The sequence below is a fragment of the Candidatus Chlorohelix allophototropha genome (assembly GCF_030389965.1).
GTDB classification, from domain to species: domain Bacteria; phylum Chloroflexota; class Chloroflexia; order Chloroheliales; family Chloroheliaceae; genus Chlorohelix; species Chlorohelix allophototropha.
In genome coordinates this window covers 2,776,345-2,790,260 of sequence record NZ_CP128399.1, presented here as the reverse complement: position 1 = coordinate 2,790,260, position 13,916 = coordinate 2,776,345, and the positions used below count along the sequence as shown (strand labels likewise).

The following is a 13,916-nucleotide window of genomic DNA, read 5'->3' as shown; positions in this document are numbered from 1 at the left end:
TTATTGCAATTATAGCAGATTATAAGCCTAGCTACAGTCTTGAAAGTATTAGGAAATCCAGTACCAGTTGGCAAAGCGTGCTAGGAATACGCCTAGCAACATTGCGGCAGAGAAAAGATACGTATGGTGTAGGAAACGCCAGCGACCGCTTAGATGCGCCAGTACGATAAAAAGTGGAAAGAGTATCAAGGCGAAGCGTGGGAAGCTCAACAAGGGGACACGCTGTGCCGGAGAGAACAGCGGGAATACTAGCCCGATTGTAGCAAAAATCATATAACTGAAAGGCATTAGCTTTTTGTATGTCAGCCAGAAACCGCATAAGAGTAACAAAGTTGCCAACCCAAAGAAAGGCAGGTCAATCAGCGTAGGGTCTTCCCAGAAGGCGTTGGGTGGCGCGAAACCATCAAGACCGCGTTGGGTAAAAAAGATACGGAGGGCATCCACCACCGTATTCCAAGGGAGACTGAAGCGCCTATTCCAATTGGTCTGTACTTGAAAAATGAGAAAAGGATTGCCAAAATTAGCGCCAACATAAGCCAGCCAACTAGCCAACGCCAGCGGCGGAAAAACCAAGGGCAACAGGTCTTTGAAGCCCTGCCTACCCTCGCGCCATTGTCGCCACCATTCCCATGCCAGCGGCAATATCAACACTACCCCCAAATTGCGGGTCAATGCTGCCAACCCTGCCAATATTCCCGCCTTCCAAAAGTTACGATTATGGCGTGCTTCGAGGAAAGCCCCAAGCGTGAGCGCCAAGAATAAGCCCTCACTGTAAGCGGCTGACAAATAGAAGGCGGTGGGGAAAATTGCTAGGTAGAGTAGAGCACGTGACGCGGTTTCTGTCCCGAAATCGCGCCGCACCAGTTCATACATTAAAACAAATACTGCCAGCGCTGCCCCGCCGGAAACTAATGTAGCTGCCAGTAGGTAGTTGCCACCGGTTAGAAACCCAAACACCTTTACCAGAATAGGGTAGAGTGGGAAAAAAGCCAGCGTATCATCGTCAGCGCGATAGCCCTGTTCCGCGATTTTTAGAAACCACTCGCCGTCCCAGTGCGACCAGACCCCCAACAGCCTTTCACCCCAGAAATTCAGATTAGGAAGAATATAACCGGAGCGGCTTTGGGGAGCAATAGTTGGGAAAAGCACCCACGCAAAAAAGGGTAACATTCCGATTGCCAGCCTGAAACCAATGAAGGTGAAAATCGGTTCTTTCGAGCTTGAAAACACAGAATAAAAAGAGTGCAGCCGTTTTGACAAAGCTACACTCTGGCGGTTTTCTTCCGTGCGTTTAGCCATCTAAGCAGCCTTAAATCCCTCACGCCGATTAATATTGGCAACGGTATTTTGTGTTTCAGCGCTTGGTGTTACAACCACCCCACCGCTGGCATTGCTGGCTGTACCCTTAAAATCTTTACCAAGATAAAGCTGAATATTGGTATCGGTAGAAACGCTCTTTGGTTTTTTATCGGGCGATATCTGCGTAATTTTCAGATTTGGCAAGTTGCCCAAATACGATTTCAAGCGTGCGATTGTATTTGGCGCTGCCCCCATGGTGTAATCCACAATCTCGGTGAAATCATGTGCGTCACCGTCCTGTGCATCTGCAATTCTGAAACCCTGTGACATCAGGAAGTCGGTGAATTTTGAAGCTAAACCGGATGTACCATTGGCATTCAACACCTGTACTCGAACTTGTTCCCGCCGTATATCGGCGTTAGCAATTACGCTTTGCACCCAGCGATGAATCTCGGTGTATTTACCTTGCCCTTCCTTGGGAATAAGGGCATAACCCCAATCCGGGAAGGTGGTATCTTCCACATAGGTATTGGTCAAAACCTCAGAACTAAATTTGATGTCAGTAGCCAACGCTTTACCTTCTGGGCTGTTGAAGTAATTAGCAAGGGCGGTCAATTCTCCAAATTCAAGGCTAAAACGGATATTACCTTGCAAGGCATTCATGTAATCCAGCGATTTAAGTATCAGATTTTCACGCAGCGCCTTGTCTTTTACAGCCTGAATCATGCGCATCTGACGACGGCTACGCGCAAAATCTCCCCCCTCTAGCGGGGTATCACTGTTGCGGCTACGCGAATAACGAATTGCGGTTTCCCCGTTCATAAGCTGTTTGCCGGCTTGAAATTCGACCGTTATATAGCTTGCGTCAACTTTATCATTGTCGTTCTTGGGATATTTTTTATCAATAAAGTAGCGTTCCACATCTACTTCTACGCCACCCATTGAGTCAATGAATTTGCGGAAACCCTCAAAGCTTATAGTTGCCCAGTAATCTATGGGGAAGCCCAGAATATCCTGAACCGTGTCGGCTACTAGATTCACGCCCTTGTCGAATTTTTTGGTATCGTCCGTCCAGCGATATTTAGCGGCAAGTGAATCCTGAGTTGGTTTATTCCAATCCATTATATAGCCCAGAATGCCGTTAATTTTCATCCATCTGCCGTTGTTTGCACCACCTGTCGGCGCGTAAACGTACAGGTCGCGGGGTATGCTGAACTGAAGCATAGTTTTGGTTTTTGGGTCGTAGCGCATAACTAGTATGGTATCGGTGAGCCATTGCCCCTCATGGGTAACCCCCGGATAGCCTAGCACCATAATGCTGATGGGTTCGCCTTTTTTAATTTTCTGTACCACATCAGAAGTATTGAAATTTACCTGTGGGCTTGGAGTTTGCCCAGTTGGGCTACTAGCTGATCCCGCTAGCGGAGTTGGAGTTCCAAATAATTCGTTAAAACGTGCTTGTACGGTAGCAGTTGCGGGCGCATCAGGTGTAGGTGTGCCATTTTCGTTGGCAATTCGTCCCCCACCGGTAGTAGCACTGATAAAACTTACCACACGAAAAGACAGGAAAGCGATAAGCACTATGACCAATACAACGGTTCCAGCCGCAATCCACTTCCAGTTCTTTTTAAGAAAAGGCATCACTAAGCGGAGTTTCTCCTCTGAATATTTAAAAATGAGTGTAAGCTAAAAGAGCTTCATAATCCCAACCCAAGGCGATTGCGGATAATTATAGCATAAAATTATTGGGATACTATAATTTGAAACAGTCGCCAAAATTCCGACAACTTTGTTAGCTCACTCGTTAAAATGATACAATGCCAGTGCCGAGGCTATTACTCCGGCTGTTTCTGCCCGTAAAATCCGTGCCCCAAGCGTAACGCTACTTATTCCGTCAGCGCATGCCGCTTGCACTTCCGTTTCGCTCAAACCGCCTTCCGGTCCTATCAGCAAGGAGAGCGACTCCGGTTTTTTCTCAACACTATTAAGGACTTGCTTAAGCGTCTGGTGTTGCTCATTTTCCCATGCAACCAACGCCAGTGTTGACTCTTTCATTTCCTTCAAGGCTTTCTGTAAGCTGACAGTTTCATGTACCTGTGGCAAGCGTCCTCGTCGCGACTGTTCGGCAGCTTCCCGCACGATTTTTTGCCATCTTTCGGGGCGTTCCCTTTCGCTGATACAACGCTCGGTTACCACCGGAGTAAAACTACATATCCCCACTTCAGTGCCTTTCTGAAGCACCCAATCGAACTTTTCACCTTTGAGCAAAGCTTGATACAGCGTAATTTTAAGAGTCGGTTCGCCAGAAGCCTTGCGCTTTTCACCCACCTGCGCCGTAACCGCTTCACTTTTAGGTACGTTGAGTAATTTGGCTTCGGCTTCGTAACCTTCCCCATCCAGCAGCAGAATTTGTGAGCCGGGTACTAGCCTTAACACCCGGCTTAGTTGGTGCGCTAACTCTCCTTCAAGCCGGATTTCGCCGCCTTCGAGTAAATCTTTCGAGACAAAGAATCGGTGCATTTTAACCTATTTATTCTTTCATCATGTAGGAATAGTTCGTACGCATTTGTCGCCACAAAGGGCATCCTAATTTTACCAGTATCGTTCAAATAGGTAAAAAATCAGGCGCGCTTAAAGGTATTTGCTTCTAGGTGTGCTAGTAACAAGCGGTTGAAATCGTAAGTATATTCCACGTGTGGCGCATGCCCGGTATTAGGGAATGAGTAGAATAGCGCGGAAGGTATTGCTTGCGCTATTTTTTGCATTCCACTGAGGGGAGTGACCAAATCGCTTTCTCCGGCGAGTGCAAGGGTAGCGGCTTTAATTGTGGCAAGGCGCTCTGTTTTGGTGTCCTGTAGCATAACGGCACGTAACTGACGCTTATAACCATCGGTAGGGGCGTTAAGGGGTCTTCCCTGATTGCGCAGAAAGCCTATTAACAATTGATCGTTGAGCGATTTCATATTATAAGCGATTGGTCCGATCAATTCAGAAAGAAAGCCATTTTCTGCCAGCGTGTTGAGTGGTCCAATATCTTTTAGAATCTCAATTCCTAATGGCTCAAGGCGAGCAAAGGTAGAAACCAAAGTCAGACTGGCAACCCGTTCGGGGTAACGAATTGCGATCTCTTGCGCGATTGCGCCACCCATCGAATGACCTACATAATGGGCGTAATCCAACCCAAGCGCGTAGGTAAGCTCTATGGTATCGCGTGCCATATTCTTGATTTCATATTCTTGGGTAGGGCTGTTATCACTCAAGCCAGCGTCACGGTTGTCAAATGCGAGGCACAGGTATTTATCCTGAAAAGCATTAAGCTGGTTATTCCAGTTAGTCCAATCTGCGCCAAGTCCGCTGATAAAGACTACCGGCTCAGCTAACGCAAGACCGGTGAGTTTATAGTGAATATTAACTTCACCAGCTCGTAAAATAGCCATTGTGTGCTAAGCCTACAGAAATCTATCCGAAAAGCAACGCTGCTATTATACCTTATCCGGTCTTGCTATGATGATTTTTAAATAACCCTCTTGGGTATGTGGAAAGTCCAGTTGAGGCTCTTCAAAGCTGGAAAGAGCGGAGTCTAGGCAACGCAGGCGCGCTGCTGCCATCCCTTTCAAGACCTGTTGCCGAAAAGTTTTGCGCTCAAGTCCGGCATGATTGGTACAGGCTACCAGCGTGCCACCGGGCGCGAGTATTCCGGCGGCTAATTCCACTAGTTTATGATAATCGCGTTCGGCAGAGAAGCGGGTAGAACGAGTAGAGCTATAACTGGGTGGGTCTAGGATTATCAGATCGAAGGTTTGCTGTTTGCGGGCGAAACGCTCCAACCAATCAAAAACATCGCCGAATACAAAATCAAAATCGGCAGGCGTAAAGCCGTTGGCAATATAGTTTTGCTTGCCCCAATCCAGCGCGGTTCTAGAAGCATCAAGGTTAAGCACACGGGTTGCGCCACCCGCCGTTGCTGCCACGCCAAAGCCACAGGTATAGCTGAAACAATTGAGGACGGTTTTTGCAGCGGAGCTTTGTCGTATTCTCTCTCTCATTTGGCGCATATCCAGAAACAAACCTACGCTTAAGCCTTCGCCCGGACGAATCAGATATTTTAAGCCGTTCTCACATACGGTCACTTCCTGAAAAGCTTCTCCTGACAGTGGTAAGGGAGCAGCAATCTCCGGTGGCGCGGAGTCGCCCAATTTCGCGGCAGTGACAGGGCGAAACTTGGCATAAATCGATTTGCCCGGAAAGATGGAATTTATCGCTTGTTTCAATATTTTCAAGGCAGGGTGCGAAGCATCCAATTCTGGCTCGTACAGGTTCAATACCAGCACCTCTCCGAATCGGTCGAGCGAGAATCCCGGTAAACCATCACCTAGCGCATTTACCAGACGGTAAGCGGTATTCTCCGGGTCGTCAGAGAAAGGAGCGCGTCTTTCCAATGCTAGTGCCAACAAATTACGCAAACCGGGCAGGTGTTCTTGGCGTAGTGCAGTTATGCCCTTCTTAGCCAGCAATTCGTGTACGGTGATAATTTCCCCGCTCAAAACCTGCTCAAACACTATTGGGGGTACGGCTTCGATTATAAGATTTTGTTTGGTTAGCGGGTGGGGAAAAGCTAATTTTACAGAGTGCAACAACAGGCGCGGGAAAACGGCGGCTGTTTCTTGCCCATATAGCCAATCTCCCACAATCGGGCAACCCGCTTGCGACAGGTGAATCCGCAATTGGTGGGTGCGTCCGGTTTCCAATTCAAGCCGCACCAGTGAGAAACGTTTGTCAGGGGAAGTAGCTTCCACGCGATAACGGGTGACAGCACGTATGGCTTGCCCTTTCGCGCCTTTTAGCGGGTAGTCAATTGTACCTGCATGATTCGGCAAAGTACCTCTGGTTACTGCCAGATATTCTTTGCGAGCTTCACGTCCTTCAAAAAGTTGTGCTAGACCGGCATTTGCTTCTTTGCGACGCGCAAAAACCAGTACACCCGATACTTCCCGATCGAGTCGTTGGTGAATACCGAGGTAATCAAACTGGTTTTGCGCTTTAAGTAGCGAAACCACATCGGTAGAAGAAGCGTCTTGTGGGTCATCCGGGTGGGTAAGCAATCCGGCAGGCTTATTAATGGCGATAAGGTGATCGTCTTGGAAAAGTATTGGGATGTTCAACTTAGGCATCCGCCAGTATATACTTTTTACTGACCCAACCCACTTGACCGTTTGCACTTACCTTTAGCCAAGTCTGCCCGCCTGAATCGAGCGGACCTTCCAGAATGATAACCCGGTCGCCTTCGCGTAATTGAGTTAGCACCTTCGAGGTAGTGTTTGGGTCGGTGCGTACATTCAAGGTTTCCCCGCCCAACCCTGCTGCTTTGCCGGTACGCGGTGCTAGTGTTGGCGCTTGCGGTGTTAACGATTTAACTTGAGAAGCAGTCACAGTAACTTGATTTTGAGATACTGAGCTACTACCGCCTGCCAGAATCGCGCTCTGGGCATTTTGAGTAGCTACCGCCGAAGTTATTGAAGCATTGGGGTTTGTTTCGGCAGGCTTGTTAAAGAGGCTACCGAGGAAAATTATTATTACAACCAGTACCAGAAAAATAGCCGCACCCCATAAAGCGAGATGTGAAAGCTCAAACTTTTCAAGAGACCAGTTTTCGGTAAAGGGTAGCCGTTTTCTAAGGTCTGAGCGCCAACCGCTTTCATCCCTATAAACAGGCAAGCGGGTATAGGGTTCGGGTGGTTCAGACTCCTCATTTTGGTTTGTGCCGTGTTCTTGCGGTTTAAAGTTCGCACCTAAAGGCTGAAGTGGTGGTGTATTTCGCGCCATTTTTCCTTGAAAATTTAACATCGGGCGCGAAGGGGTAGGTGTATCTCCTAATGGTAGTGGTTCCCAGTAGATTCGGGAACGAAAACCTTTTTCGCAATCAAGTTCGTTACTATCGACTAGGTGATTGGCATGAACAGGATATAACAAGGAATTGCGGCACCAGCCTTTACGCCAAAGGGGCGCTGGCTCAAAATGACGGCAATTACCGCACTTGCGATTACGCGGCAGGCTTTTAAACTCGCGTGGTTCTGTTCCCATCTTCTCCGCAGCTTACCAACTTTTCTAATAATTTCAACCAGTTTAGAATATTTATTTAAGCAAGTCAAATACATTTTCAATTGTGTAAGAGCGTTTTCAATGAATATTAAGCTTGGAAATATTGGGCATTATTTCTTGACATACGTAAAAGGCTCGCTCTAACCCGCCCCAAGTCCCTAAGAATCGGGTTGCTTGCGAGGGCTTGCAGAGCACGTGCGACACCTGAAGTAGAACGATCTAGTTGGGGTAGCAAATTATCAAGTAGCGCATCTTCAAGCGCATCTTGCCAACTCTGGTAGTAACGGGAGGCTACAACGCAGAAAACAAGGCATTCTATGAGCGTAGCTGTGCCGATTTTCTTCCCATTTTGTTGTGGGTCAGTTAGGTCAGGTCGAATAGCTTCTACCAGTTCCAAAAGTGTATCCAACGCTTGTTGCATAACAGGGTTAGCGAAATTGCCTTGCGAATCAAGCTCAGTTTCAGGCAGACGGGCTTTTACTGCACGTGGTAGAAAGCCCCGCTCGGCTTTTCGATTTGGTAATCCTATTTCCACCAGTGCAAATCGTCGTCGCAGCGCCATACCTAAATCGAAAAGGGTATTTCTATCGTCTGAGTTCATTGTGCCGATGATACGGAACGAATCAGGAATATAAAGCGGCAAGCGTCTACCTATTCGGCGTGCTGGCAATAGCGGGCGATCTCGATATTCCAGCAAGGTAAATAGCTCGCCAAATGCGCGCTCTTGATTGGCGCGATTAAATTCATCAATTATTAGATAATGTGGTCTCAGGTTAGTGCGCAAGCTTGTTTCACATTCGAGTACAGCGCGAGATACCACTCCCGGTTCAAAAAAATACTGAATGCGTTCGGAAGGCATTCCCACCAATTCAGGCGGTTGCGCCGCGATATGCTCTAACTCGGCGGAAAGACCCGGACGTATTCCGCCGATGACCTCGTAAATGCTCCATTCGGCGGTAGCGGTTGCCAGTGTATAGTTAACGGCTTCTTCTTCGGGAGTCCAGCCGGGGTCACGTCCGCCCATTTGACCAGCAATAAGGCGCGCCAGACGAGTTTTCCCACAGCCGGGCGGTCCGTACAAAAGAACATTCCTGCCTGCTTGGAGATGGGTGATAATCTCGCGAATTGTGCCTGAATCCACCACAAGGCGCGATTCCACATATGCTGTTAACCCTTCCATCTGCTTTGGAGTGAGTGGTGGTATAGCGGTACGCATCAAAATTTGCAACTCAGTGGTGCGTCTGATATTTTCTTCGTCTTGTAAAAAATTGATATAAAAGTCTTCAGTTGCTTGCTGTGCAGAAAAGTCATCGCGAGGTTCGGCGGAGTACGAACCTGTATCCTCAGCAACTAACCATTCTAGGCTCTCTCGCTCGACCGGGTAAGCGAATCCTTCATCGACTGACATTTGATCTTCAGAATAACTCGGCTTTTCTTCCTCCAGCGCTTGTGCTAGGCTGCGTGCGAAGGGGTATAATACCCGCCATTCGGCTACCAAAGTTTCAATCGGTGTTACTTCCGGTTCGGTTAGCGAGGGAAAAACCTGCAATAGATGAAATTCCCGGCTTAAGGCTGCCAGATTGGGCTGTAGCGATGGTTGTTCCGGGTCATGAAAGAAGGCGTATTCGCGGCGCTCGCTCAAAAAACCGTTAAGCTGCTCTACTACTGCTTCTCCAGCGTTACTAACCAGCGCGGCAGGGTTGAAGCCATCGAACACTGCTCCCGCTCGCACCAATTTTTCCAACCTTAATTCGAGTCGCAAGGGCAGTTCCAATTCCTGAAATTGGAGGATTTCAATATCGCCACCTGTACCGCTGATTCCTCGCAGATTGCTTGCTACTTCGCGGCGCAAAAGTCCCTCAAGCCCTGCCCTAAGTGCTTCAAGTCGGGCAAAATGGTTGCGTCGCCCTGCCGGGGATTTACGCCCCGCACTTTTCAGGATTGTTTTAAATTCCAAAGCTTCGTGTTGCGCATCCCAATGCAAAAAGCTTTCCAATTCCCATAAACTGAGCTTGAAATTGCGTGCCAATCGCATAGAAGCCATGAAATAATTATTGTACACAATCGCCGATGATTTATCGCTTGCTGCCCCCAAATGTCCGAAGCGTTGCAACGCTTCCCGAATTTCCCGACTGTATATTGGGAAATCTTCACCCTGCACTGCCCAGAAATAGCTAATCGTATAGGTCATTAATCCAATTGGCGTACCCTTTGCGTAGCTTTGCTCGGTTATTTCGTTCCAGAAACTTTCCAACCTATCGAATTTCTGCCCTGCTTCTTCCAGCGAACCGGGTGTTTTCAGAATATTCTGGAGAATTAGAGAAAGGGCGTTTAACCTGCCACAATCTTCGGCACGTTTGAAAAGGCTATCAAGGAAGAGCCTGCCTGCTCCGCTGAAACGCCAGTAACGACCCTGAGTGCGACCACGTGCGGATGCTTGTTCGGAACGACTAAAACCGGAAGCGGCGGTTTTGAATTCAGACAAGCTCAACTTGCCCTCTATAAAGTTTTCAATTACAGGGCGAAACCGGGCAGTAGCGCGACTGCGTTCTACCAGTTCGTTATAATAAAAGCGGGGATTATCGGTGCGCTCTCGGCGGTATTCGCTTAGCGCAGATTCTAACCGTTCTTTCCGTTCCACTTTCTCACTCATAATTTAGGTCAGGCTTAGCATAAATGTTTCTTCTGCTGACATATTAACTGACCTGTCAGATATGTCAAGTAGGGTTAATAATGCCTGTAAATGTAAAAAAGGAAGCCCAAACAGGCTAGGAATTTATAATTTTTGTGATAACCTCTAAAATTGCACTATTTACAACCTGAGTGCATCTTCTAATATTAGAGTATTGCACAATTGGCTAACAAGATTGCTAATCTTGATTAGATTTATGCACAATTTGTTACTAACCACACATTAGAATAGTTAAAATTTGTGCGCTTTGCCGTTGATTTGCACAAACAAGCGCGCTATATTTATAGCGTGGTCTGTTGGTTCAACCACTATCCTCCTCAAGCAGCGGGACCCGAGTGCTCCCTCATTAAGTGCCGGGTCTTGTACTTTTTTATAACAAATTTCTCTACTTTACTCCAAACTTGACTCCCCTGCTTCCTGTTGCTAATATGGCTTGTGCATGGCCCCGTAGCTCAGTGGATAGAGCGAAGGTTTCCTAAACCTTGCGTCGGAGGTTCGAGTCCTCTCGGGGCTACTACTTCAATTCTTTCTTTTCAGTAAACTCCCGGCATTTTCACTATTCCTATCTAGGATTATAATTACTTTTGGGCTAGCATAGTTAGCAAGATGTGATATGATTCCACTAACACCATGGGGGTTCTGAGGAGGAATAATTTTTAGTGACCGCCAAGTTAGTTTTGAAAGAAAACCTTGTCTTTATGGTCAGCCATACGGATGGTGATGTGCCATACCATGACCAAGAAGGGCTAGGTATATATTATAAAGATACGCGCTACCTAAGTATATTGGAGATGAAGGTAAGTGGTGAAACGCCCGTTTTACTTACTTCTTCCTGCGAATTTAACTTCATGGGCAATATCCAAAGCGCGAATCCTTTGATGCGTATTCCAGCAGAAACACCCGGTGAAACTATCACCCTTTTGCCCCGTACTATCAGTATTCGCCGTAATCGCTTCATAGAAGATGGACTACACGAAAGAGTCGGTTTTTACAACTATAATTCTTTTCCCGTCCGCTTGGTTTTGAACTTGCGCTTTGGCAGCGATTTCCGCGATATGTTTGATGTGCGCGGCTATAACCGTGCCAAAAGGGGAGAAATTCAGGAACCGTTATGGGACGGCAAGCGTTTGCGTTTTAGCTATGCCGGATTGGATGGTCAGGAGCGCTATACCTACATTGTTTTCGATCACACACCCGATGAAATTATCCCGGTTACGGGTTTGAATAGCTCTACCCATGAAGTGTTGGCGCAACGTGCCAGCCTGCCCGATTCTACTTCTGCTTCGGCGATGCCTACGGTTCACCCGGCAGCGGCTGATGCTGTTTTCGTCCTGACTTTGAAACCTTTCACTCCATTGGCGGTAACTTACCACGTTATACCGCAGGGTTTGGGGAATGGTCAGAATGCGCTGGCACATAGCTTTGATATGGGCGCGCGCCGCATGAAAGTGGCTTACGAAAGCTGGTTTGAAGAAGCCACCGTAATTTCTACCGATAATGAAGTCTTTAACGCCTTTTTGCAGCGCAGCATCTACGATTTGCGAATTCTGATGGAAGAATTGCCCACCGGATTATTTCCGGTTGCGGGCATACCTTGGTTTGCCGTTCCGTTTGGACGCGATTCGATTATTACCTCGCTTCAAACTCTGATTTTTGACCCCCAAATTGCTGTTGGGACTCTGCGATTTTTGGCACAACATCAGGGTAAGGTGGTAAACGATTGGAATGAAGAAGAACCGGGCAAAATTCTGCACGAAATGCGGGCGGGCGAAATGACCTTGCTCCATGAAATGCCGCATATTCCCTATTTCGGTGCGGTGGATAGCACCCCTCTTTTCCTGATGCTCTTTGCTGCAACCATGTGCTGGTTGGATAGTGACAGCTTATATCGTGAGTTGCTGCCAAATGTCAAAGCCGCGCTTGATTGGATTGATAATTATGGTGATCGAGATGGTGATGGTTTCATTGAATATGATTGCCATAACGAGCGCGGCGTTAAAAATCAGGGGTGGAAGGATAGCGCTATTTCGCTATTGATGGCAGACGGGTCATTACCAAAACAACCCATCGCGTTGGTGGAAGCGCAAGGTTACGTTTACGCTGCGAAAATTGGCGTTGCAGAAGTACTTGAACGCAAAGGTGAGCACGAATGGGCGGCTCGTTTGCGTCGTGAAGCGGAAACTCTCAAACAACGTTTTAACGAGGTTTTCTGGATGCCGGAAGCGCAGTTTTTTGCACAGGCTTTAGATCGTGATAAAAAGCAAATTTCTAGTATTACGTCGAACCCTGCCCACTGTCTTTGGTGTGGTCTTGTGGCGGATGATAAAGTGGAAGCAGTGGTAAAAAAACTTACTGCCGAAGATATGAGTAGTGGGTGGGGCTTACGCACGCTCAGTTCCAACGCCCCTTCGTTTAACCCTATGAGCTACCATAACGGCAGCGTTTGGCCTCATGATAATTCGCTGGCAGCGGCGGGTTTAAAGCGAGTTCGCCATAATGAAGAGGCTATTTCGATAATTTCGCAGATTTTCAATGCGGCGCAACGTTTCACTTATTTTCGGTTGCCTGAGCTATATTGCGGCTTCCAGCAGGATACCCGTTACTATAGCGCACCCGCCGAATATCCGGTCAGTTGCAGCCCGCAAGCATGGACTGCTGGTGCGGCGCTTCTCTTTCTTCAAACTATGCTTGGTCTTGAAGTGAATGCTACTTTGCGCCGGGTAATCTTACGACCTTATTTTCCTCCTTATATAGATTGGGTGGAGTTGAAAGGCTTGAACATTGGCAACCAACCTGTGAGTTTGCGGGTTAGTCGGCGTGATCAACATCGTTACCAACTTGAAATACTGGATAATGAGCGCGACATTGAGGTTGTACTCATGAGTCGTTGAATTATATAGTGCCGTTGCACCGCAAGACGGGCGACAGGCAAATAGAAAGGCAATAAAAATGGCAAAGACTCTAACTCAATCGAAGAAAAAAACCATTCCTGAAATAATGGGGCGTAAAGCTACTGCTGGCGCACCCAAAATCGCAATGGTTACTGCCTATGATTATCCCTCTGCTCTGATTGCTGATAGAGTCGGTATGGATATGATATTGGTAGGCGATTCACTGGCAATGGTAGTGTTGGGTTACGATAGCACCGTATCTGTCACTATGGAAGAAATGCTACACCACTGTAAAGCGGTAAGGCGTGGTGCAAAAGATTCAATACTGGTGGGTGATATGCCTTTTGGTTCATACCAGACCGGATCGGAAGAGGCTATCCGCAATGCTGTTCGCTTTCTCAAAGAGGCGGGTATGGATGCGGTTAAACTAGAGGGTGGCGTATATCAGGCTGAGATTGCGCGGGCAATAGTGCGAAGCGGTATTCCGGTGATGGGGCATATCGGCTTGTTGCCGCAATTGGTCTCGGCTACCGGCGGCTTTAAGGTGCAGGGGCGGGATGAGGAAGGGGCACGCCGTTTGCTGGAAGATGCCAAGGCGATGGAAGAAGCGGGTTGCTTTGCCATCGTGCTGGAGGCAATTCCTGATCGGCTCGCTACTATGATTACCAATTCAATCAAGATTCCCACCATCGGTATAGGGGCTGGCGCAGGTTGTGATGGACAGGTGCTGGTAATGCACGACTTGATTGGGCTTTTTGACCGCTTCACGCCGCGTTTCGTCAAAAAATATGCCAATGTTTACGGCATGATTGAGGATGCGCTGACGCAATACCGCGATGAGGTGGTGAACGGGCAGTTTCCGGCGACTGAACACACCTTTACCATCAAAGATGATGTGCTTGCGCGGCTCTACGCCTAATAAAGACTTTGGAGGG

At 47.8% G+C, this 13,916-nt stretch carries 9 protein-coding genes and 1 tRNA gene; 3 read left to right on the top strand and 7 right to left on the bottom strand.

The annotated features are described in order from the left end of the window. Positions 1–48 precede the first annotated feature (48 nt). The 7 genes from OZ401_RS12205 to OZ401_RS12175 all read right to left on the bottom strand — a co-directional run bounded on the left by OZ401_RS12205 (position 49) and on the right by OZ401_RS12175 (position 10,051). Positions 49–1,299 carry a mannosyltransferase family protein gene (locus OZ401_RS12205; RefSeq protein WP_341468520.1) on the bottom strand — a complete coding sequence of 417 codons (1,251 nt, stop codon included), beginning with the start codon at positions 1,297–1,299 and terminating at the stop codon, positions 49–51. Continuing rightward, complete coding sequence (locus tag OZ401_RS12200; protein ID WP_341468519.1) at positions 1,300–2,940, bottom strand: LCP family protein; 1,641 nt, start codon at positions 2,938–2,940, stop codon at positions 1,300–1,302. A gap of 156 nt (positions 2,941–3,096) precedes the next feature. Continuing rightward, a complete protein-coding gene (locus tag OZ401_RS12195; protein WP_341468518.1) occupies positions 3,097–3,819 on the bottom strand; it encodes a 16S rRNA (uracil(1498)-N(3))-methyltransferase in 723 nt (240 codons plus the stop codon). Between the two features lie 101 nt (positions 3,820–3,920). Next, entirely contained in the window at positions 3,921–4,736 is an 816-nt protein-coding gene (locus tag OZ401_RS12190; RefSeq protein WP_341468517.1) for an alpha/beta fold hydrolase, read from the bottom strand. A gap of 45 nt (positions 4,737–4,781) precedes the next feature. Continuing rightward, on the bottom strand, positions 4,782–6,470 hold the full coding sequence (locus tag OZ401_RS12185; RefSeq protein ID WP_341468516.1) for an RluA/RlmK domain-containing protein: 1,689 nt from the start codon (positions 6,468–6,470) through the stop codon (positions 4,782–4,784). Then, positions 6,463–7,380 carry an SH3 domain-containing protein gene (locus OZ401_RS12180; RefSeq protein WP_341468515.1) on the bottom strand — a complete coding sequence of 306 codons (918 nt, stop codon included), beginning with the start codon at positions 7,378–7,380 and terminating at the stop codon, positions 6,463–6,465. Before OZ401_RS12180 ends, OZ401_RS12185 begins: the two co-directional genes overlap by 8 nt. A 106-nt stretch (positions 7,381–7,486) precedes the next feature. Further along, a complete protein-coding gene (locus tag OZ401_RS12175; RefSeq protein ID WP_341468514.1) occupies positions 7,487–10,051 on the bottom strand; it encodes an McrB family protein in 2,565 nt (854 codons plus the stop codon). 480 nt (positions 10,052–10,531) lie between these two features. On the opposite strand from OZ401_RS12175, the gene OZ401_RS12170 reads away from it, so the two are divergent. The 3 genes from OZ401_RS12170 (at position 10,532) to panB (ending at position 13,900) form a co-directional block, all read left to right on the top strand. Next, positions 10,532–10,604 (top strand) — tRNA-Arg (locus OZ401_RS12170). A 145-nt stretch (positions 10,605–10,749) separates the two neighbouring features. Continuing rightward, the gene (locus OZ401_RS12165) at positions 10,750–12,981 is read left to right on the top strand and encodes an amylo-alpha-1,6-glucosidase (protein WP_341468513.1); all 2,232 of its coding nucleotides are present in this window, start codon (positions 10,750–10,752) and stop codon (positions 12,979–12,981) included. A gap of 58 nt (positions 12,982–13,039) precedes the next feature. Further along, positions 13,040–13,900: a 3-methyl-2-oxobutanoate hydroxymethyltransferase gene (panB, locus tag OZ401_RS12160; protein ID WP_341468512.1), complete on the top strand. Its 861-nt coding sequence runs from the start codon at positions 13,040–13,042 to the stop codon at positions 13,898–13,900. Positions 13,901–13,916 lie beyond the last annotated feature (16 nt).

What these genes read in the sequence shown, in the direction of transcription:
- OZ401_RS12180 (WP_341468515.1), bottom strand. Translation starts at nt 7,380, where the DNA reads ATGGGAACAGAACCACGCGAGTTTAAAAGCCTGCCGCGTAATCGCAAG.
- OZ401_RS12205 (WP_341468520.1), bottom strand. Translation starts at nt 1,299, where the DNA reads ATGGCTAAACGCACGGAAGAAAACCGCCAGAGTGTAGCTTTGTCAAAA.
- panB (WP_341468512.1), top strand. Translation starts at nt 13,040, where the DNA reads ATGGCAAAGACTCTAACTCAATCGAAGAAAAAAACCATTCCTGAAATA.
- OZ401_RS12190 (WP_341468517.1), bottom strand. Translation starts at nt 4,736, where the DNA reads ATGGCTATTTTACGAGCTGGTGAAGTTAATATTCACTATAAACTCACC.
- OZ401_RS12200 (WP_341468519.1), bottom strand. Translation starts at nt 2,940, where the DNA reads ATGCCTTTTCTTAAAAAGAACTGGAAGTGGATTGCGGCTGGAACCGTT.
- OZ401_RS12175 (WP_341468514.1), bottom strand. Translation starts at nt 10,051, where the DNA reads ATGAGTGAGAAAGTGGAACGGAAAGAACGGTTAGAATCTGCGCTAAGC.
- OZ401_RS12185 (WP_341468516.1), bottom strand. Translation starts at nt 6,470, where the DNA reads ATGCCTAAGTTGAACATCCCAATACTTTTCCAAGACGATCACCTTATC.
- OZ401_RS12195 (WP_341468518.1), bottom strand. Translation starts at nt 3,819, where the DNA reads ATGCACCGATTCTTTGTCTCGAAAGATTTACTCGAAGGCGGCGAAATC.